Annotated in this window: 23 protein-coding genes; 10 read left to right on the top strand and 13 right to left on the bottom strand. The window is 30.5% G+C overall.

Annotated features, from left to right (window positions below; all coding sequences use genetic code 11):
* Nucleotides 1–53: 53 nt before the first annotated feature.
* From arsC to Q0935_RS00490, 3 genes are all read left to right on the top strand, one after another.
* Nucleotides 54–395, top strand: a complete 342-nt coding sequence (gene arsC / locus Q0935_RS00500; protein WP_299381432.1) for an arsenate reductase (glutaredoxin) — start codon at nucleotides 54–56, stop codon at nucleotides 393–395.
* A 66-nt stretch (nucleotides 396–461) separates the two neighbouring features.
* The gene (locus Q0935_RS00495) at nucleotides 462–821 is read left to right on the top strand and encodes an ArsC/Spx/MgsR family protein (protein ID WP_299248357.1); all 360 of its coding nucleotides are present in this window, start codon (nucleotides 462–464) and stop codon (nucleotides 819–821) included.
* A 108-nt stretch (nucleotides 822–929) separates the two neighbouring features.
* Nucleotides 930–3,335: an outer membrane beta-barrel family protein gene (locus Q0935_RS00490; RefSeq protein ID WP_299381430.1), complete on the top strand. Its 2,406-nt coding sequence runs from the start codon at nucleotides 930–932 to the stop codon at nucleotides 3,333–3,335.
* A gap of 257 nt (nucleotides 3,336–3,592) precedes the next feature.
* Here Q0935_RS00490 and Q0935_RS00485 read toward each other — a convergent pair whose 3' ends face one another.
* The gene (locus Q0935_RS00485) at nucleotides 3,593–3,766 is read right to left on the bottom strand and encodes a hypothetical protein (protein WP_299248364.1); all 174 of its coding nucleotides are present in this window, start codon (nucleotides 3,764–3,766) and stop codon (nucleotides 3,593–3,595) included.
* Nucleotides 3,767–3,985: 219 nt separating this feature from the next.
* On the opposite strand from Q0935_RS00485, the gene Q0935_RS00480 reads away from it, so the two are divergent.
* A complete protein-coding gene (locus Q0935_RS00480; protein WP_299381427.1) occupies nucleotides 3,986–4,948 on the top strand; it encodes a lipid A deacylase LpxR family protein in 963 nt (320 codons plus the stop codon).
* A gap of 17 nt (nucleotides 4,949–4,965) precedes the next feature.
* Here Q0935_RS00480 and Q0935_RS00475 read toward each other — a convergent pair whose 3' ends face one another.
* Nucleotides 4,966–5,427, bottom strand: coding sequence for a hypothetical protein (locus Q0935_RS00475; protein WP_299381424.1), 462 nt, complete (start codon nucleotides 5,425–5,427; stop codon nucleotides 4,966–4,968).
* A 2-nt stretch (nucleotides 5,428–5,429) separates the two neighbouring features.
* Nucleotides 5,430–5,729 carry an HNH endonuclease gene (locus tag Q0935_RS00470; RefSeq protein ID WP_299381422.1) on the bottom strand — a complete coding sequence of 100 codons (300 nt, stop codon included), beginning with the start codon at nucleotides 5,727–5,729 and terminating at the stop codon, nucleotides 5,430–5,432.
* Nucleotides 5,730–5,904: 175 nt separating this feature from the next.
* On the opposite strand from Q0935_RS00470, the gene fumC reads away from it, so the two are divergent.
* Nucleotides 5,905–7,302, top strand: coding sequence for a class II fumarate hydratase (gene fumC / locus Q0935_RS00465; protein ID WP_299381419.1), 1,398 nt, complete (start codon nucleotides 5,905–5,907; stop codon nucleotides 7,300–7,302).
* A gap of 220 nt (nucleotides 7,303–7,522) precedes the next feature.
* Here the strand turns inward: fumC and Q0935_RS00460 are convergent, their stop codons facing one another.
* Nucleotides 7,523–8,101: a Crp/Fnr family transcriptional regulator gene (locus Q0935_RS00460; protein WP_299381417.1), complete on the bottom strand. Its 579-nt coding sequence runs from the start codon at nucleotides 8,099–8,101 to the stop codon at nucleotides 7,523–7,525.
* Nucleotides 8,102–8,277: 176 nt separating this feature from the next.
* Between Q0935_RS00460 and Q0935_RS00455 the strand changes: the two genes are divergently transcribed.
* Both Q0935_RS00455 and hutI read left to right on the top strand, forming a co-directional pair.
* Nucleotides 8,278–8,562, top strand: coding sequence for a hypothetical protein (locus Q0935_RS00455; RefSeq protein WP_299381414.1), 285 nt, complete (start codon nucleotides 8,278–8,280; stop codon nucleotides 8,560–8,562).
* A 1-nt stretch (nucleotide 8,563) separates the two neighbouring features.
* On the top strand, nucleotides 8,564–9,799 hold the full coding sequence (gene hutI / locus Q0935_RS00450; RefSeq protein WP_299381412.1) for an imidazolonepropionase: 1,236 nt from the start codon (nucleotides 8,564–8,566) through the stop codon (nucleotides 9,797–9,799).
* 148 nt (nucleotides 9,800–9,947) lie between these two features.
* On the opposite strand, the gene Q0935_RS00445 is transcribed toward hutI, so the two are convergent.
* Complete coding sequence (locus Q0935_RS00445; protein ID WP_299381410.1) at nucleotides 9,948–10,835, bottom strand: chromosome partitioning protein ParA; 888 nt, start codon at nucleotides 10,833–10,835, stop codon at nucleotides 9,948–9,950.
* Nucleotides 10,836–10,940: 105 nt separating this feature from the next.
* On the opposite strand from Q0935_RS00445, the gene Q0935_RS00440 reads away from it, so the two are divergent.
* From Q0935_RS00440 to Q0935_RS00430, 3 genes are read left to right on the top strand one after another with little or no spacing between them, the layout of a single operon-like run.
* Entirely contained in the window at nucleotides 10,941–11,963 is a 1,023-nt protein-coding gene (locus Q0935_RS00440) for a formimidoylglutamase (RefSeq protein ID WP_299381407.1), read from the top strand.
* Between the two features lie 2 nt (nucleotides 11,964–11,965).
* Entirely contained in the window at nucleotides 11,966–12,259 is a 294-nt protein-coding gene (locus Q0935_RS00435; protein ID WP_299248389.1) for a hypothetical protein, read from the top strand.
* A gap of 1 nt (nucleotide 12,260) precedes the next feature.
* Nucleotides 12,261–12,734 (top strand): GNAT family N-acetyltransferase, encoded by a 474-nt coding sequence (locus Q0935_RS00430; RefSeq protein WP_299381404.1) that lies wholly within the window; start codon nucleotides 12,261–12,263, stop codon nucleotides 12,732–12,734.
* A gap of 2 nt (nucleotides 12,735–12,736) precedes the next feature.
* Here Q0935_RS00430 and Q0935_RS00425 read toward each other — a convergent pair whose 3' ends face one another.
* The 8 genes from Q0935_RS00425 to Q0935_RS00390 all read right to left on the bottom strand — a co-directional run bounded on the left by Q0935_RS00425 (nucleotide 12,737) and on the right by Q0935_RS00390 (nucleotide 21,141).
* Entirely contained in the window at nucleotides 12,737–13,216 is a 480-nt protein-coding gene (locus tag Q0935_RS00425) for a hypothetical protein (protein WP_299381402.1), read from the bottom strand.
* Nucleotides 13,217–13,316: 100 nt separating this feature from the next.
* Nucleotides 13,317–14,369: a T9SS type A sorting domain-containing protein gene (locus tag Q0935_RS00420; RefSeq protein WP_299381399.1), complete on the bottom strand. Its 1,053-nt coding sequence runs from the start codon at nucleotides 14,367–14,369 to the stop codon at nucleotides 13,317–13,319.
* Nucleotides 14,370–14,451: 82 nt separating this feature from the next.
* On the bottom strand, nucleotides 14,452–16,203 hold the full coding sequence (locus Q0935_RS00415; protein ID WP_299381397.1) for a bZIP transcription factor: 1,752 nt from the start codon (nucleotides 16,201–16,203) through the stop codon (nucleotides 14,452–14,454).
* A gap of 83 nt (nucleotides 16,204–16,286) precedes the next feature.
* Nucleotides 16,287–16,808 (bottom strand): hypothetical protein, encoded by a 522-nt coding sequence (locus tag Q0935_RS00410; RefSeq protein WP_299381394.1) that lies wholly within the window; start codon nucleotides 16,806–16,808, stop codon nucleotides 16,287–16,289.
* 65 nt (nucleotides 16,809–16,873) lie between these two features.
* Nucleotides 16,874–17,230: a four helix bundle protein gene (locus tag Q0935_RS00405; RefSeq protein ID WP_299248406.1), complete on the bottom strand. Its 357-nt coding sequence runs from the start codon at nucleotides 17,228–17,230 to the stop codon at nucleotides 16,874–16,876.
* 75 nt (nucleotides 17,231–17,305) lie between these two features.
* Complete coding sequence (locus Q0935_RS00400; RefSeq protein WP_299381391.1) at nucleotides 17,306–18,541, bottom strand: DUF6638 family protein; 1,236 nt, start codon at nucleotides 18,539–18,541, stop codon at nucleotides 17,306–17,308.
* Nucleotides 18,542–18,614: 73 nt separating this feature from the next.
* A complete protein-coding gene (locus Q0935_RS00395; protein WP_299381388.1) occupies nucleotides 18,615–19,193 on the bottom strand; it encodes an NUDIX domain-containing protein in 579 nt (192 codons plus the stop codon).
* Nucleotides 19,183–21,141, bottom strand: coding sequence for an AAA family ATPase (locus Q0935_RS00390; RefSeq protein ID WP_299381385.1), 1,959 nt, complete (start codon nucleotides 21,139–21,141; stop codon nucleotides 19,183–19,185). Before Q0935_RS00390 ends, Q0935_RS00395 begins: the two co-directional genes overlap by 11 nt.
* Nucleotides 21,142–21,200: the final 59 nt, after the last annotated feature.

Here is a 21,200-nt window from a genome sequence, read left to right as displayed (position 1 = left end):
ATTTCCTTTTTTAATTAAGAAAAACAAAGAAGCTCTAATTCTTAAAAATAAATATGATTAAAATATACCATAACAATCGTTGTAGCAAATCTAGATGCGCATTAGAGGTTTTAGAAAACTCTAGTAAAGACTTTGAAATTGTAAAATATTTGGAAGATGTGCCAACTAAAAAGGAATTACAACAACTTATTAAAATGCTTAATATTGAACCTATAGATTTAGTAAGAAAAAATGAAGCTATATGGAAGTCTGAATATAAAAATAAAGATCTTACTAACGATGCTATTATTGATGCAATGTTAGCACACCCCAAACTAATCGAAAGACCAATTATAGTAAATGGAGATAAGGCTGTAATATGCCGTCCTACAGAAAATATTTATAAAATTTTATAGAAAGATTAGCACCTTTTTTTAATGTAATTAATTTTTAGCAAATTCTAAAACTTCCCTTAACCTACAATGATAATACTATATCACAATCCAGAATCGGAAGATTCTAATAAATGTCTTGAAATACTAGAAACTAGCAAACATAATCACGAAATAATAAAGTATAAAGACAAACCACTTGATGCTGTAAAACTTCGCAAAATTATTAAACTTCTTAACGTCTCTCCTATCGAGATTATTAGAACTCGCGATGTACTTTGGATTGAAAAATTTCAACATATTGTAGACTCAGGAATTGATTTTTCAGAAGAAGAGTACATTCAAATACTTATAAAATATCCAGAGTTAATAGAACGACCAATAATAATTAATGGAGATAAAGCAGTGATTGGTAAACCTGCACGAAAAATTTTCGACATCATAACATAAATATTTAGCCTTGTAAAATTACAAGGCTTTTTTATTTAACAAACCTTTAACCAAACACGTTTAAACCTTAGGCTATTTTTGTAATCTTATAAATTAAATCCTAAGAGAATGAACAGAAAATTAATTGCCACTTTTTTAACCGTTTTTATTGGCTTTTTGGCTTCCGCACAAAAAGACTTTACCATTACTGGAAAAATTTTAGAAAAAGAAACTAACATCCCATTAGAATGGGCAACTGTTGTTGTTTCTAATCCTACTGATGGAAAAATTATTACAGGAGGTACTGCAAACGAAAACGGAGCATTTAATTTTAATGTTGCTGCTGGAACCTATAATTTTACTTTCGAATTTATAAGCTTTGAAAAAATAACGCTAAAAAACAAAGTCATTGATAAGGCTTTAAATTTTGGAAATATATTTTTAAAAGAAGATGCTACTACTTTAGAGGAAGTAGAACTTATTGCCGAAAAAACTACTGTTGAGATTAAACTCGATAAAAAAATATATAATGTTGGTAAAGATTTAACTGTTAGAGGTGGTACCGTTAGTGATGTTTTAGATAATGTACCTTCAGTCTCTGTAGATGTTGAAGGAAACGTTGCACTTCGTGGAAACGATAACGTACGTATTTTAATTAATGGAAAACCTTCTGGGTTAGTAGGCTTAAACTCTACAGATGCTTTACGTCAATTACCTGCAGAATCTATTGAAAAAGTAGAAGTTATAACTTCTCCATCTTCAAGATATGATGCCGAAGGAACTGGTGGAATTATAAATATTATTTTACGTCGTAGCAAATTGCAAGGCTTAAATGGAGCTATTACTACAAATGTTGGTTATAATCCTTCAGCTGGAATTAACGGAAACGTAAACTACAGAACTGGAAACGTAAACATTTTTAATACTACTGGTTATAGTTATAGAGAAGCGCCAGGAAATTCAAATTCGTCTACACAATACAATGCTACAGGCAACTTTTTAGACGAAGACAATACTTACGATAGAGAAAGAAAAGGATTAACTACAAACTTTGGTGTAGAATGGTATGTAGACGATTCTGCTTCTTTAACAACTTCTATTTTATATAGAGATAGTAAGGATACAGATTTAAATACCAATATTCTAAATCAGTATGACAGTAACAGAAATTTATTATCAACTACTACACGTTTAGATCCTAGTAATGAAGATGATCAAACAGTACAATATGCTTTAAATTTTCAAAAAAATTACGAATCTAGTGCCACATTAACTTTCGATTTTCAATATGAAGATAGCCAAGAGAATGAAAACTCTTTAATTTCTGTAGATAATGTAGCTGTAGAAAACGTATCTACTTTAGAAGATCAAAGTCAGATTCTTTTACAAACAGATTATGTACTACCTATTGGAGAGAATAGTCAGTTTGAAGCTGGATATAGAGGTAATTTTGATACGACTATTACAGATTTTAATGTGTCAAATTTTGATGCAAGTAGTAATACTTTTGTATCTAATTTAGACTTAACAAACGTTTTAAATTTTAAGCAATATGTAAATGCAGTTTACTCTCAATTTGGTAGTAAATTCAATAAATTTTCTTTTTTATTAGGATTAAGATTAGAAAATACAAGATTTACAATAGACCAACCTACTACAGGAGATTTAACAAGAAAGAATTTTACAGGTTTATTTCCAACAGTTAATTTAAGTTACGAATTTAACGAGAAAGAAAATGTTACCTTAGGTTATGCTAGACGTTTAAGAAGACCAAGAGGTTACTTTTTAAATCCTTTTCCTTCTAGAAATAGTGTTACAAACTTTTTTCAAGGAAATCCTGATTTAAATCCAAGTTATTCTGGACAGATAGATTTAGGTTATTTAAAGCGTTTTGGAAAATTTACATTTAACACATCTGCTTACTACTCTCATGCAACAGATGGTTTTAGTTACATTAGTTTCGATACTGGAGATACAGCTAACGTAAATGGTGAAGAGTTACCAATTATTAAACGTACACCTATTAACTTAGCAACCGAAGATCGTTATGGTTTCGAGTTTACTTTAACTTATAATCCATCAAGAAAGTGGAGAGTAAATGGTAACTTTAATTTCTTCCAAAATGAAACAAAAGGTACTACTCCCAATGGTTTATCTTTAGACAATACTAACAACAGTTGGTATGCGCGTATTAGTAATAAATACACATTGCCAGCTGATATCGATTGGCAAACAAATTTAAATTACAGAGGTCCTAGTGCAGATGCACAAAACGAAAGTGAAGGTATATTTAGTACAACTATGGCTTTTAGTAAAGATTTATTCAATGAAAAAGCATCTATTGCTTTTAATGTAAATGATTTGTTTAATAGTAGAAAACGTATACAAGAAACCACTACTCCAACTTATACTTCGGAAAGCGAATTCCAGTGGAGAGAACGTAGTTTTAACCTTGCCTTTACATATAGATTCAACCAAAAAAAGAAGCGTGTACAAAGCGGAAATTATGGTGGAGACGAAGGATTTGAAGGTTAATCTTTAACGATCAAAAAACTTAATCCTTGTAACTATTAATTTTAGTTACAAGGATTTTTTTTTAATATCTACATCCTGATTTAATAAAGTTAATTGGTTGTTTTCTATTAGAAGAAATCCGTTTTAAAATAAAACACAGATAACTATTAGGCACAAAAAAAGGGAGACTTATAAAAGTTTCCCTTTTTTAATATTTATATTTAGAAGCCATAAATTACACTTAGAATTACAGTGTAATAAAACCTGAAAAATTAAGCTTAATTTTCAAGCTTTGCTTTTCTCTCTTCTCTAATTTCGTTAATACGTTCTATTAAGCTTCCGCCAATCCAATAAGGAACAACAAAAGTTACTAAAAATATCATTAACCAGAAACCTATAGTTAATATTGTTAAAAATGCTAAAAAGCCTAAGTATTGGTCGAATTCGAACATAATTGATTGTGTCTTGTTTTTAATATAACGCAAATATAAGTTAATCTCTTTTTTTATACAATATAAACTTTGTAATTATTAACAGTTTTATTAACCAAATTATCTAATTGAATTTTTCTTGGTTTTAAATTGGATTAAAGTGCATAAAAACTATTAATCAAGAAACAAATAATAGCATAGGATATAAAACCTAAACTTAATAAAAACCGTAAGTAAATTATGACTAGAAACATAAAACATTTACTCACTCTATTTTTATTTATTTCAATTTCGCATGCTCAGAAAATTGATAATATGGTTTCCTATAGAAACATAAATAGCAACTCTTACTTTAGATTTAATTACGAAAACGATTATTTCGCTGCCACAGACGAGAATTATACTCAAGGTTATAATCTTGAACTTGTTTTAGAAAGTTTAGAAAAGAATCCAATAAATAAACTGTTCTTTAATCCAAAAGCCTCATATGTAAAATATGGATTATCTATAGAGCATATTGGCTATACACCTAACGATTATGTTAGCGAAGCTATTCAAATTGAAGATAGACCTTTCGCGGCTGCAATAATGCTTAAAAGTTTTATTATCTCTACCAATCTAGATAAAAAAATACGTTTTACTTCATCTTTTAACTTAGGACTAATTGGTCCTGGTGCTTTTGGTGAAGAAATGCAAGTTGGTATACACAAAGCTACAGGTAACAAAATACCAAGAGGTTGGAAAAACCAGATAAAAAACGATGTTGTAATTAGTTACGAAGTTGGGTACGAGAAACAACTCTATCGTTATAATAATTTAATTGCATTACAGGTTATTAGTAATCTAAAGGTAGGAACACTTTTTACTAATGCTTCGGTTGGTTTTAATACTGTTTTTGGCATTATAGACAAACCTTTTTCTAAAATAGAAAACACTAAAGGTTTTAAACTTTATGCTTATGCACAGCCAGCTATAAGTATGGTTGCGTACGATGCTACTTTGCAAGGTGGCATATTTAATAATAAAAGTCCTTATACCATTTCTTCTAATAATATTGAACGCTTAACTGCACAATACAATTATGGATTAATTTTAAAAACAAAAACACTGTATTTTGAGTATTCTCGCTCTGCAATTACACGCGAATTTAAATCTGGTAACTCTGCTAAATATGGAGGTATTAAGATTGGATTTACTTTTTAGGAAGAGTTAAATGATATTTACTTATCCATTATACTCAATGTTATATCAATATCAATTAATTTCTCAATTTTTTTCCAACTATTAAAATGCCCTAATTTTAACTCTTTAGAATTAGTAATATAACTATCAAAATCTTCTTTCGTTACCTCTGTTATTGGGAAACCGAATACATGCCCTAAAAACTCTATTTCTACAAATTTTTCATTTGAGTATAAATATTTCATTCTGTCAAAAAGCAAAACAGGAGTTTCAGCTTCTCGTTTAATACTCATAAATATACCAACAGATCTATCAAAATATATAACAGGTAAATCTCCTTTATTATATCTAGAAAATTCTCTGATTACGTTATATTTATCATCAAAACCTAATCCTTTTTGGCGATTTAACTCTTCAAGAAATAATTTATATAGACCTCGTTTAAATGCATGACAAAGTTCTTTTTGAAAAGACTCATTAAGCCTAAAAGATGGTAACACTTTTAATGTTCTTTTCCCATTTCGTTCTCTAATATCAAAATATCTAGATTTAAAACCACCAACTTTTTTTTAGGTTTACCAGAAAGCAACATCATTCTACGTGAGATATTAAATCCTTCTTTTAAAGCTTCTTCAATTGAGTATTTATACTCTACTCTACTTCCAAAATAAGAATTACAATTATCGCATACATTTTTATTAAAACTTTGGCCTCCTAAAGACTTTGGAATAGTGTGCGCTTTAGTCTTGAAAGATTCTTCTTTTTCAGAACTTAAACACCATATACATTTCTTTTTTTCCAAATTATATTGAATTAATTATCATTTCATTGAAATATATCAAGCTAAACGAAATTAACTATTTCAAAAATTACATTAATTAAATACAGCTTAATACAACTAAAACTTATCAACATTTCAATCCTAAAAACTTTTATTTTTTCGTAATTTAGCAAACCTAAAACAAACCAAATAACAGATGGAATTTAGAATAGAAAAAGACACAATGGGCGAAGTAAAAGTGCCTTCAGATAAACTTTGGGGAGCACAAACTGAGCGTTCAAGAAACAATTTTAAAATAGGAACACCAGCTTCTATGCCTTTAGAAGTGGTTTATGGTTTTGCATACTTAAAAAAAGCAGCAGCATACACTAACTGCGAATTAGGTGTTTTACCAGAAGATAAAAGAGATTTAATAGCTGCGGCTTGCGATGAAATTTTAGAAGGTAAGCATGACGATCAATTTCCTTTAGTAATCTGGCAAACAGGTTCTGGAACACAATCTAACATGAATGTTAATGAAGTTGTTGCAAATAGAGCACAACAATTAGCAGGAAGAATTGTAGGAGAAGGCGAAAAAGTAATTGCACCTAATGATGATGTAAATAAATCGCAATCTTCTAACGATACATTTCCAACAGGAATGCACATTGCTGCTTACAAAAAGATAGTAGAAAACACTATTCCTGGAGTTATTAAACTTAGAAATACACTAAACGATAAAGTACAAGATTTTAAAGATGTTGTAAAAATAGGTCGTACACACCTTATGGATGCTACGCCTTTAACATTAGGTCAAGAGTTTTCTGGTTATGTATCTCAATTAGATCATGGCTTAAAAGCTTTAGAAAACACGTTACCTCATTTAGCTGAATTAGCACTTGGTGGTACTGCTGTTGGTACTGGTTTAAATACACCTAAAGGATACGATGTTTTAGTTGCTAAATACATTGCAAAATTTACAAACTTACCATTTATTACTGCTGAGAATAAATTTGAAGCTTTAGCTGCACATGACGCTATTGTAGAGTCTCATGGTGCTTTAAAGCAATTAGCTGTTTCTTTAAATAAAATAGCTAACGATATACGTATGATGGCTTCTGGACCACGTTCTGGAATTGGAGAAATTATTATTCCTGCAAACGAGCCAGGAAGTTCTATTATGCCAGGAAAAGTAAACCCTACACAATGTGAGGCTTTAACTATGGTTTGTGCACAAGTTATGGGTAACGATGTTGCTATAACTGTTGGTGGTACTCAAGGACATTACGAGCTTAACGTTTTTAAACCAATGATGGCTGCTAACATTTTACAAAGTGCTCAATTAATTGGTGATGCTTGTGTAAGTTTTGAAGAAAACTGTGCTGCTGGAATAGAGCCTAATCACGATGTTATTAAAGAATTACTAAACAACTCTTTAATGCTAGTTACTGCTTTAAATACTAAAATTGGTTATTATAAAGCTGCCGAAATAGCAAATACTGCTCACAAAAATGGAACTACATTAAAAACAGAAGCTGTAAACTTAGGTTATGTTACTGCCGAAGATTATGATGCTTGGGTGAAACCAGAAAACATGGTTGGAGGTTTAAAATAAAATTTTTGTCATTCCCGCGAAGGCAGGAATCCAACTTTATATAATAGACTCCTGCCTTCGCAGGAATAAAAAATATTATAAAACTGAAAAAACCGATTAGCATTAAGCTAATCGGTTTTTTAATTTTAGTTAGTTATTATTATAAGGGATAAATATTTTTATAATACTACAAGTTTAAAACAATGGTTTTAAACAACCCTTAACATGTGTTAATAAAATACTAAAGCTTACCTCTAATTCTACTTAATTGTACCGGTGTAATACCCAAAGCTGCAGCAATTTGATATTGTGCGATGGTATTATCTAAATTTGGTATGCGCTCTCTAAGCGATAAGTAACGCTCCTTAGCATCGTTAGAAGCATACTCTATAAAACGTGCTTCACTTTTAAGAATTATATACTCTAAAAACCTACTATAGAGACACATTAGATTCATGTCTTTTTTACATAAATTATAAAACGTTTCATAATCAATTTCAAAAACATCACAATCTGTTAAAGCTTCATAGATTAAATTAGTAGGTTTTTTATGTAATAATGCTTTAAACGAAGCAAAAAACATTAATGGACTGTACAATGTTGTTGTAACTTCTTTTCCGTTAGAAAGTAAAATATAAGAACGAATTACACCTTTACCAATTAAGTAAATTTTTTGCGGTATTACGCCCAAATCAAGAAGCTTATCTCCTTGTTTTATTTCCTTATAACTAGCAATATCATACAATGTATCATATACAGATATAGGTATAGGTTGAAACGTATTGATAAAATCAAAAGCTTCCTTATAGTATGGTTTCATACATATTTTTTACGAAATATAAATAGCACTTTATATTTCAATTACACATTTACAATTGAAATGTAATTAATTACAAGAAACAAAAACTATCTTTTCGTTATAATCGATACATTAAACGCTATAAAACTAACGGTACTTTATTATTCAACCTTATGCATTTTATCTATATTTGGACTATGAATAAGCTTTTAAACAATCCTAAAAACAACATTATAGCAATAATTATAGTAGAAATAATTACGCTGTCTATTTCTTTTACTGTAGATTATTCCGATGCTGGAATGGTAGGTATTATACTAAAATGGGTTCCTGCTTTAATAGGCATAACAACACTACTACTCTACTTTGTTTCTCGTTTATTTATAAAAAAATACAATTGGATTATAAGTCTAATAGGTATAATTGTTATGTGTATAGCAACTTATAATCTTTATATAACCGATTACTCACAAACACTTTAAGATGTCTTTACTAATAAAAAATATAAAAGAATTACTACAAATTAGAGAGCCTAATGTTTTAAAAGTTTCTGGTGAAGAAATGAAAACACTTCCTACTCTTAAAAATGCATATCTATTTATAGAACACGATACTATTGTAGATTTTGGCACTATGGACAACTGCAAATATGATAATGCAGATAATGTTATAGATGCTAGCGGAAAGGTTGTTTTACCAACCTGGTGCGATTCTCACACCCATATTGTGTATGCAGGAAATAGAGAACAAGAATTTGTAGATAGAATTAACGGCTTATCGTACGAGGAAATAGCTAACAGAGGCGGTGGTATTTTAAATAGTGCTAAAACTCTTGAAAACACTAGCGAAGAGGATTTATACCAGCAATCTATTGCACGTGTAAATAAAGTAATGCAATTAGGATCTGGTGCTTTAGAAATAAAATCTGGATATGGTTTATCTACAGAAACCGAACTTAAAATGCTTCGTGTAATTAAACGCATAAAAAAAGAGTTTCCTATAAAAGTAAAAGCAACTTTTCTTGGAGCTCATGCTTTACCTAAAGAGTTTAAAGACAATAAACAAGGCTATTTAGACTTGATTATTAATGAAATGATGCCTAAAGTTGCAGCAGATAACTTGGCAGATTACGTAGATGTTTTTTGCGAAAAAGGTTATTTCTCGTTAGAAGATACCGAGCAAATTCTTGAAGCAGCAAAACAATACCATTTAATTCCAAAAATTCACGTCAATCAATTTAATGCTTTTGGCGGCGTTGCTTTAGCGGTAAAACATAATGCAATAAGTGTAGATCATTTAGAAGAATTAAATCAAGACGATATAAATGCTCTTAAAGGTAGCGACACAATGCCAGTAGCATTACCGTCATGTTCTTACTTTTTAAGCATACCATATACGCCAGGAAGGCAAATTATAGATGCTGGATTACCTTTAGCATTAGCAACAGATTTTAATCCAGGTTCTACACCTTCTGGAAACATGAATTTTGTAGTAAGTACAGCTTGCATAAAAATGAAATTAACACCAGAAGAAGCCATAAACGCAGCCACAATTAACGGTGCTTATGCTATGGGTATTAGCAACCAATACGGAAGCATTACTAAAGGTAAAAAAGCAAATTTAATTATTACTAAAAAAGTACCTAGTTACAATTACCTGCCTTATGCTTTTGGTGAAAATAATATAGATAAAGTAATAATAAATGGTGAATATATTTAATAGTAAACTAACTTAGTTTAAGTTTTAAAACGATTATAAAATAAGAGTTTTATCTCAAGTTATAATTTTTGTAACATTAATAAAATGACAAATAAAAAAGCCTGAAAAATTAAATTTTTCAGGCTTTTAATATTTATAACAAATTCTATTATCTCATAGAAAACTGTGTACTTGTAACTAACTCTTTGCCATTAAAAACGTTTACTTTATACGTTCCTTTTTCAAAGTCGTCTTTCTTATCTTTCTTTGCAATGTACTCGCATATTGGTAAGCTTTGGTTTTCATAGCTAAACTTACTAATTAAACTGTAGTTTAAAGTTTCTTCTCCAAAAACAACCTGTTCGTTAGAACCTAAAATATTATTTTTAGGGTCTATAACTTGTACAAACAATTCCTTATCTCCTGCTTCAACTAATTTGTTTTTGGCAACTGTAAAACAAATTCTAATTTTATCACTACGGCTTGCCTTTTCCATTGGTATTTGCTTACCAGAAGAACGCTCTAAAACACCAGAAGCTTTCATGCTATTAGCAGATAATGTTGCTGCACTCTCAACAACATCTGCTAAAGCGGTATTTTGTACTAAAAGCGAATCTGTAAACATAGTACGTTGCACTAACTCAACTTTAGTACTATCTAAACTTGTTGCTAACATTTGGTTTTCAACTTTAAGTTTATCATTTTCAGTTAAAAGGTAATCCATTTCCTTTTGCAACGATAAATACTTCGTTTTGTATTTCCATAAACTTTTCAAATTGTTTTCAGACACTTTTAAAGAATCTATTAAACCGTCTATACGTCCTTTGGCATCAACTAAATTTTGATTAACAACATTATTTTCACTCATAGCAACATCGTACTGCGTCGCCATTTGGTTTAATTCGTTAAGTACTTTTGTTTTCTCACTAATTAATTCTTTTTCATTTTGTTTCTTTTCTTTGTATAAAGAAGATGAAAATACACCTAAGCCAATAAATAAAGCTATTGCAATTCCCAAAGCTACTTTTAGGCCATTACTTGCTGTTTTGTTTGTCATAATTATTTTGTTTAAGGGTTCAAATTTATTTCTTTTTATTTGAATTAATACGTCGTATTTACTTTATAAAACATTAATTTTAATCTTTTAAACGCATCTATCGTTATGAGTAAACTTGTTTTAATGACCAAATCTAAAATTGAAGATAGTGTTGTAACACGATCTGGCGAATCTAAATTTGGAGAGCAAATAACTGTACTTCCATCAATTACAAACATATACGACGACTTAGTAAATTTAGACGTCAAGTATGTATTAGTCGGTTTACCAGAAGATGTTGGCGTTTTCGCAAACTACGGTAAACCAGGTACTTGTAACGCCTGGGATGCTACAATTAAAATTTTGTTAAATACACAAAGTAGCACTCTTAATAATCCCAAACAATTGTGTGTTTTAGGCCATTTAGACTTTACTCAAGAGCAAGAACAACTTTCTAAATGGGATCAAAGCAATATAAAACACGTTAAAAAAGCCAGAGCTTTAGTAGCCGAAATAGATAAAGAAGTTAGTAATCTTATTTACAATATAGTAAAAGCTGGCAAAATTCCAATTATTATTGGAGGCGGTCACAACAATGCTTATGGCAATATTAAAGGGACTTCGCTAGCGTTAAACAAGAAAATAAACGTTGTAAATTTCGATGCGCATACAGACTTTAGAGCGCTAGAAGGGAGACATAGTGGTAATGGTTTTAGTTACGCTTACGCGGAAGGATTCCTTAATCGTTATTTTATCTTCGGAGTACATAAAAACTACACCTCTCAAACTATTTTAGACGATGCATTAAATGCTAACAACAGTATTAGATACAATACATTTGAAGCTATTGAAATTGAAAACAGCTTAAAATTTAAAGACGAAATGAAGGAAGCATTACGATACGTTTCTAAAGATACTTTTGGTATAGAAATAGATTGCGATGCCATAGCAAATGTGCCTAGTAGTGCGCAAACACCTTCTGGTTTTTCGGTAAATAAAGCCAGGCAATTTGTTCACTATTTTGGAAGTAATCCTGCCGCTCAATACCTTCACATTTGTGAAGCCGCACCAACTAAAAAAACGGCGACACAAGTAGGTAAACTAATTACTTATTTAATAACAGATTTTATAAGAGCAAATAATAATTAATTATGAAAAGCAGACTTAAATTAGAAAAAAACAGGCTTATTGCTACCATTGTAGTACTTATTTATTTCTGTCTTATCCTTTTTGTTTATTTTACTAAAGTAGAATTACAATTCATTAGAGTCATTGGAGAATTATTAACAATTCCTGCTCTTCTTGCTTTAGTTTCACTACCTATTTGGGCATTAATAGATAACTTAAGAAAGAAAAACCAAAAGCAATCTACATACATTTTCACCTTATTAGTATCCTTATTTACAATAGTAATGTTATTAATTACCAATTCTTATTTCTCTTAAAATGACCTTAGATATTACTCCTTTCGATAGCAAATACTCAAAAGACTTCTACAATTTAAATATAGAATGGTTAGAAGCTTTTTTCGAAGTAGAACCATTTGATAGAGAAGTACTATCCAACCCAGATAAATATATTATAGACAAAGGAGGTTCAGTTTTTTTTGCTAAAATAGATAACACTATAGTTGGTACTTATGCTTTAATGCCACTACCTAAACAAGACGCTTTCGAGTTAACTAAAATGGCTGTTTCTCCAGAACATAGAGGATTAAAAATTGGTCAGCAATTGTTAGATCATTGTATTACTTATGCAAAAACAGAACAATTTAATAGACTACTACTCTATTCTAGTAGAAAACTCGAAAATGCTATTTATTTATATAGAAAATTTGGCTTTGTAGAAATTGAAGTAGAAGATAATTGTCCTTACAAACGTTGTGATATTAAGATGGAATATTTTTTAAATAAACTATAAGTTTATAACTCACTTGTATTGCAGTACTTTTTATCCGTTTTACATAAAACACTAGAAGTTTCTTCTAACAATCTTACTACTTCTTCATTTTGAGAATTAATAGTATAAGCCAAAACAAACTCAGAATAAGCTCCTGAAAAATTATTAGCATTCAACCTTTCTTTTCCAGAATTTAGTAAGAATATAAATGCTTCTTGATTTTTAATATCCTTCATTTCACTTACAAACTCTTTGTGTTGCTTTTCATATTTAAAAATATTACTAAAAGTAAGAACTCCTAAAATGAGTAGCGAGAATATAATGAGTAAAGTTAATACTGCATTTTGTTTTTTATTCTTCTTTACAGAACGTTGTAATTTAAATACTCTGGAATATAATGGCAATGATGAATGTGTTGGCACTTTTCCGCGTTTAGAAAAAGGCTTTCTTAGTTTTCTCTTATAGATCCAACTTTGCATACCAAAACCCATGTAACCAGCCATAATATTGCTTTATATATAGGTCTGTTTTTACTAATATTAGTTACAAAAAAAAGCACTAAAGAGAACTTTAGTGCTTTTTAATTTATAATTTATTTATACGTTATTGCTTTAAAAACTTAAAAGAGTTTCCATTATTTAAACTTAAAAAGTACAAGTCATTACTTAAGTTTTGAATATCAATTTTCTGATTTTCAGAAATATTTCCTTTCATTATCTCTGCTCCTAAACTATTATAAATAGTATAGTTTTCAGTCGATTTTAATCCTGAAATACTAATAAAATCTCTTGAAGGATTAGGATAAACTTTAAAATCTGGTAGTAAATTAAAACTGCTTGTAGATAAAGTAGGAAAATCAAATTTTGAAATTCTATTACCATCAAATTCAGCAATAAAAAGACTACCCATATTAGCAACTAAACCAATTGGTGCTAATAATGAACTCACAACATCTGTAGCTACTGGCGTTGGGTTAGTAACATCTATTTTAGATACTTTACTTGCAGTATACTCAGCAATATGTAAATCGGTTCCATTTAAAGCCAAAGCTACTGGATAACTTAAACCTGTAACTACATCCGTTTTTGTATACGCTGTAGTAGAAATATCTATTTTAGACACTTTACCTGCATTAGATTCTACAACAAATAACTCTGTTCCAACATTCTCTATATCATACGGATAAGAAAGACCTGTTTTAATTACGGTTACTGTTGGTGAAGCCACAGTTACATCTATTTTAGAAATTTTATTTGCTGCCAATTCTGTAAAATATAAATCGTTTCCAACAAATACTAAACCAGATGGCTGACTTAATCCAGTAACAACATCTATTGCTACAGGAGAAGATGAAGTAGTATCAAACTTTGAAATTTTATTTGCGCCAGATTCGGCTATATAAATAAAATCATCTTTAATAGCTATTCCCATAGGTAGATTTAATCCAGAAATAACACTTGACTTAGTTGTTGGTAATGAAAGATTAATATTTAAAACAGAGATTACTCCATTGTTAAATTCTGAAATGTATAAATTGTTTCCTGAAAGCTCTAACCTGTATGGATCAGCAACACCTGTTGTAACAACAGTAGTTTGAGCAATTAAAGACATAGTAAAAAGCATCAATACTGATGTAAGGACGTAAATTTGTTTCATAATAATAATAATTTGGGTATGATTAATAGTTAATAGCGACTGCGAAATTAGTTAATTTTTTGTTAATCTTAACTATTAAATTTTAATTCAAGTTCTTTAAAGAATCTAGCTCTCTTTTTAAGCGTTTAATTTCCTCAGATTTATTAACGTTTTTTATAGAATCTACTTTACGTTGTAAAGATTCTACAGATTCTTCAATCTCTCCCTCAACTACTAATGGATCAACTTTAAAGTCGGGAATACTATCTCCAACAACATCAATAATTTTTGTGTCTTCAACAAAATATTCACCAATACCTTCGCTAGAACGCCAAGCTTCTCCTAATTGGTTATAAATTTCTTTTTCCCAACCACTTGGATGTTTAACATCTATCCAAACCACATCACGATATTCGCTATCAATTATAGCTAAATCTGGAGTTGCAGAACCATCAAAAGCATCTGAACCTTCTCTAATAGCAGCTATAGTTCCTAAGAAAAATAATCTTCTACGTCCTGCTATATCTTTAATATAAGGTCTAAATTCCACTGGTTTATTTACAGACCAATCAAACTCTTTACGAGATTCTATTACTTTTAAAGGCATTGCCGAAACTCCTGCATAACCTTGCTTTTTAGCTGCATGGTCGTAATAATACAACTTATCGGTACCATCTGCAGGTACAAAAACACTGTAGGTTAAACTTGTGCGCTCATCTCCTACCGGTTCTAAACCAAACCAATGGTATAAACCACTGTATGCACCTACTTTAGTATCTTCAAAATTAAAATCGGTTACAAATGGTTGCTGATTTTGATCGTCTGCTAAATCTGGAATCTTAACTGCTGTTTCCATATTCCAAGGTAACGGATCACTAAATCCTCCTAAGAACTTTAAAGATTCTGCCTGTAAACGTGATATTTTTTCTGCTAAAGTATTTTGTCTTGTTAAAAACGGAAAATTTTTCATTTCATCTGGAGCGATATATTCTCCTTTTCCTATGGTAATACGTTCAAAATAATCGCTAGTATCGTGTTCACCATTTTCAATCACCATAACACCTCCAAAAGATGGATAAGGAAAAAAGAAACCTTTCCATTTTATTAAACTTACAACTTCTACCCATTGGCCTGTGTCGTTTTTCATGTAAAACGTATCACTTGGTTCGTAATTAACAAGCATCCAAGGATTAAAACGCTGTACAACCGCATTGTAAGTGTTTCTACTAAATTTTAACGACTCGCCAATAGCAAATGTTACTGGAATTCTATTTTCACTAGAAAAGCGCGGAAAAGGTGTTGTACTCGATACAGAAAACACTTCTTCTGTGTTATCTCGCATACCTTGCCAGTAGTACTTTTCTGTAGGCTGGATTGCCATGGTCCATTTATTTTCTCCATCTATTCTAACCAAGTGAGGTAGTGAAACGTCTTTAGTTTCACCAACACTTTCATTTCCCATAGAATGGATATTTTTTAATGGCTGAATACGTTCGTTTTGCGTTAATGGTAATTCAGAAATATTAACTTTATTTAAATCGTTAAAAACATTATACGTTTTCATGTAATCGTATAATTCCATTTTCCATCCCACAAAGTATAAAGCTCCAAAAAACACACCCATAATAGCTAACATAAAAATACGTTTTCCGGTAGAGGCTTGTTTTCTAAAGGCTCTTAGTCCAAAGAATAATACCAATGCGCAAAGTAATATTATGAATATAAATTTTCTAACAAATAGCAACGCTGGTTGGTAATCGTCACGCATAAAGAATAATAAACCAATTATTATTAGACTTAAAATGATGACTATTCGCTTTTGCTTTCCGCCTTTATTCCAGTAGTTTTTTATCATAATCTTTTCCTGCGAAAACAGGAATGTATTTAGTTAATTCTATGTTTTATTCTGATTCCGCATTAAGTGCGGAATATTAGACATTACAAATGTCCTTTATCTTTTAAACGCTGCCTTGCACTCTTTTTTGGAGCGTCTGGTTCTTTAATTTCTTTTTTTGCTTCCTGTATAGCTTCAGTATCTTTTGTTTCTAGATCTTTAATAAAATCTTTTCCTTTTTCTACTGTATCTTTTACAACGTCTACAAAAGAGTCGCTTTGCTCGTCTATAACTTCAGACGATTTAAATACAAAATTAGCCAAATACGTTCCTACTAAAGTACCCGAAATACTTGCTATAAATAATTGAATGGTATAAACATCTATTGGTATAATAAATCGAAGTATTACTATTCCTAATAAAAACAAAACACCAATATAAACCAAGCGCATTAAAAAAGACTGTTGGTATAGAAAGCCTTTTTTACTTCCTGGTTTCATTTGAAGCTCTTCGGAATAAAATAGTTTATTAAAGAAACTATATACTTTATTAGATTTAGATTCTCTCCAATACAATACAATTCCGAAAAGAATTGAGGCGATAAATATTATTATTTCGAATGTCATAAGTTAGAAGTTTGAAGTTTGAAGTTGGAAGTTGGAAGTTGGAAGTTTCTTACTCTTACTGGTTATTAATCTTTAATTTTATTTCTAAAAGCTATCATCATATTCATTAAATTAAAACAATCATTATAGTATATATTAAACTTTTCTTTAGTTACATAATTCCTTCGATTGGCTTTATGCAAACAAGTTACAACTTCAGCTAAAGAACGAATGGAATATCCTAAAAATTTTCGATATTCCTTTCCAGATTGCAAAATAGAGCCTTCAGAAATATTTAATGCTATAGAGTCTGTTGCCCGCTTTAGTTGTGAGGACAAATTATAAAGTTCGTCTTTAGGAAATGTTTTCGATAGAATGTTCATCTCTTCTCCTAAATCCATTCCTCTTTGCCAAATAATTAAACCTTCAAACTTAAATTTCATCTACATTTATTTTAATTAGAGTAAGGAAACTTCAAGCTTCGTGCTTAAAACTTCCAACCTATCTGTAACTAATCATTAAATATTGTTACTAATTTCTTGAATTACCCACTCTTTTAAAGCATCATCCCAAGTAGTATAAGTTTTATAAAACTGTTCCTTATCGTACCAATATAAAAATAAAACATCTTTAGCAGAAACGTTAATTAATAGCTTCCAAATTAAATCTTGATGTTTTGTATCTAATGATGAATGTGGTTTATGTAAAGCTTCATAGAATTTTAAATCTATTATATCTGCAATTTTAAACTCGTTGCTAACCTCAAGTTTTTCGAGATAACGCTCTACACCCATTACTAGTTTTCTATCTTCAATAGACAGTTTATTTAAATAACTTTTAGTTAAAACATTATCATTTAAAATAGCTTTAATTGAATGTTGCGACTCTTTAATCGTCTCGGCAAAAACAAACTTTTTAATACGCTCGTAACGTTCTGTTTTAACTATCGATTCAAGATCGCACTCAATAATAACATGATCTCTTAATTTATCCATTAATTCTGGTTGCGAAATATGATAAATCAACACATCGTGAGTGGTGTCTTTTATGGCCTCTTTATGCCATTTTTCATCTTCGAAAACTACTATTTCTTTAATAAAATCTCTAAGGACATAAACACCTCCAAAGGCTTTTGTGAAAAAAGAACTTGTAGTAAACTGAACCTCATGCAAATCTAAATCTCGATGTCTTAAATCTCCATATTTTTTAGCCGATTCAAGTAATTCGGCATGAATAGTTTCATCTATAAAATTATTGCCTTGCTTAAATTTATGAATAAGCTTTAATTGTTCTTTTTTAACACGATCTAAATTATCAATTAAATGAAAATTGATATTTACAACATTGTATTTTAAAACGTCTAAAGGCTCGTAAAAGGCATCAATATTTTGATCGAAATCAATACAAATAGCACTGTCTCGAGTAATATTATTAATTTTTGCTTCGTGAGTTTTAAACACCTGTTGCATCATTTCACGATCGAACGTATGAAACGGCACATAAACAGGTTTCCCTTTTTGTAAAGGTGAAATGATAATGGCATGCGGATTTGCCTCGCCATTATTTAAGTAATGTAAGTTCTTTTTTTCTTCAGCAATTTCTGGGCTCCAACCTATTCCATCTATAGAAAACGAAGTTAATTTGGTTGGCATAAAACCAAGTTTTACCAAACATTTATTATAACGCTCTACTAGTTTGCCACTTATAGGAATAAGTTCGCTTCTGTATAAATTTGCTTGTTTTAGTTTTTGCATTTTGTTTCCGCAAAAGCGGTAATCTTTAATTTAATTTCATTGAGATTCTTAGTCCCTAAACTGAGAATATTAATTATACTAGATTATTAATCTGTGCGTATTGTAATAATATTATGGTTTTTGCATCATTAATTTCTCCTGTTTCAATTTTGTGCAATGCCTTTTTAAATGGCATTTCTAAAATTTCAATATCTTCTTTCTCACTTTCAAGTCCGCCACCTTCACTAACTTTCATTCCTTCGGAATATTCCCCAACAAAATAATATAACTTTTCGGTTAAAGCTCCAGGTGAAGAATAAGCTTCCATTATCTTTTTAACTTCTTTTAACCTGTAACCTGTTTCCTCTTCGACTTCTCTAATAACGCATGTTTTAGGATCGTCTTTATCTAGCATCCCTGCACAAGTTTCTATTATAAATCCAGTTTTATCTTCGTTTAAAAAAGCCGAAATTCTAAACTGCTTTACCAAAATTACAGTTTGTTTTTCTTTATTATACAATAGAATTGTAGCACCGTCTCCTCTATTATACGACTCTCTTTTTTTACTCACCCAATTACCAGTTGTCATCTTATAATCGAAAGTTATTTCGCTTAAAGTTGCCCAACCTTTGTGAACTGTTTTACTGACTCTATTTTTTATTCTATTTTCCAAAGCTTTCTCTTGCTTTTAAGTCTATATTCATTTGGTTTACTCTTGCATCTACTTTGCGTTTAAAATCGGTATCTGCAATGGTTGCAACGTTATCTAGATAGCGAACAACTTCTTGTTTTCTTATATCTGAAAAGTTTAAACCTTTCATGTTTTGCTTCATTAGTTCTTGAAGCATATTAAATTTTGTTTCGTAATTCTGCTTGAAATAAATTTCAGGTTTATCGAACCAGTCTTGTTCTAAATCGAAATCTGTTAAACGTAATGAAATTGCAGATTGAATGTTTCTAACATCTCTAGAAGAGAAAAATGGAAATATATTTTGAATCTCCTTATATAAACCGGCATAAAACAAGTGATCATTTGTATTATGTAATTTCTCTGCTTTATCGTAAGCTTCTAAAACTCTAGCTTCACTTGGTTTTTCGACAGTATTTAAAATGTCTCCCATATTTTTTGCCAAACCTTGGTCTTTTAGGTATTCGTAATCCTTAGGACTTACCATATTAACAAACTCTGGCATTGTTTTCTCTAGTTTTCTCCACCATAAATGATCTTGATCTAAGAAATCGTGTTCCGATCTTGCACCATCGATTTTAAAACGACCTTGTACACGAGAGATTACAGCTTTATCAAGCATTTCTGGTAAATTGGTAAATAATCCTATTGAACTATTTCCATAATTTACAGCATAAGCACCTTCTGTATAACGCAGAAAAACACCTATAACTTCTTTTACACCTGCCGATACGCCTTGCGATGTTCTTTCTTGTAAATTGTTTTCGGCATCATCTATTGGTGCAAAAATTAATTTTGAAGGATCTTGCATAGGCTTCATCCATTCTACCATTTTCTCGGCACTTCCACCTTGAAAGGTGCTAATTAAAGTATCTGGCATTGGATGGAATAAAAACGGAATGTCTAAATTATCTGCATGTTCTTTTAATCGTGTTGCGATTGCAGCAATTAGCATACTTTTTCCTGTTCCTGGAATACCATAACCCATAAACACAGGCATGAAACCTCCAAGTTCTTGAAACGGATTCTTTTTTGCCTCGAAATCGTAACTCAGCATACGCTCTGTTAAACGTCTTGCAAAGTGCTTTGCATCTCTGTTTCCTACAATTTGCTCGAACTGAATTTTATTAAATTCTATACTTTTTGCTGTACCAGAAAACACATTATCCCAACCTGAAATAGCAAACTCGCTATTTTCTAGTTTGTAAGTTCTATCTACAATAGTTTCTGTATATTCTAGACTACTTTTACGTAGTTGAATTTCAGCAATTAAAGCTTCAAAATAAACAACTGTAAAATCGATTACATCTTTATCTGTTTTAACAATATCTGGATGTCCTAAATATTTATCGTAATAAAATAAACTACAAGCAATACCTTTTAAAGGTGTTATAAAAGAGACTTCTGGCAAACCGGCAAATTTCTGTTTCATTACAGATAAATCGTCTGATGCTAAAGGTTTTAAATTATGAAGAATATTATAAGCCATCGAAAACAACATAAATGCTGTAGAGGTATGCATTTTACTTTCGTATTCGCGCTTTCCATTAGAATCTAAAGCAGCTTTACGCTCGTTTAAGCTTGATAAACCTGAAGCGTCGTAATAACTATCTTTTACCCAAATACCTAAAGCGATACCTTCTTGAACTGCATAAAGTGTTTGATTTAAATGTACAGGAATAGCAATTGAATCTGGTAATAAGCGCTTTTTTAAAGCTAATATGGTTTTAGAAACCGAAGTAATATCTGTTACTCCACTTCCATTATTAGCACGAGACAAATACAATAAAATAGATTCGTCTTTGGCATCTTTATCTTTATTCTTGGCTCTTGCGCCTTGTTCCCATTGTATGCTTTTAAGATAACCACTGGCTTCGTCGCGAAGCATGTTTAGTTCGTTCTTTTTTATTGGGAAAGTTGAGTTGTGTTCCATTTTTTTAAGTCTTCAGTAAGCAGTCTTAGTAAACAGCGCTTATTACGTTTTGTTTACTC

Origin of the sequence: uncultured Lacinutrix sp., assembly GCF_947500605.1 — a bacterium.
Lineage (GTDB): Bacteria > Bacteroidota > Bacteroidia > Flavobacteriales > Flavobacteriaceae > Lacinutrix.
This window is presented reverse-complemented; position numbering and strand designations above follow the sequence as displayed.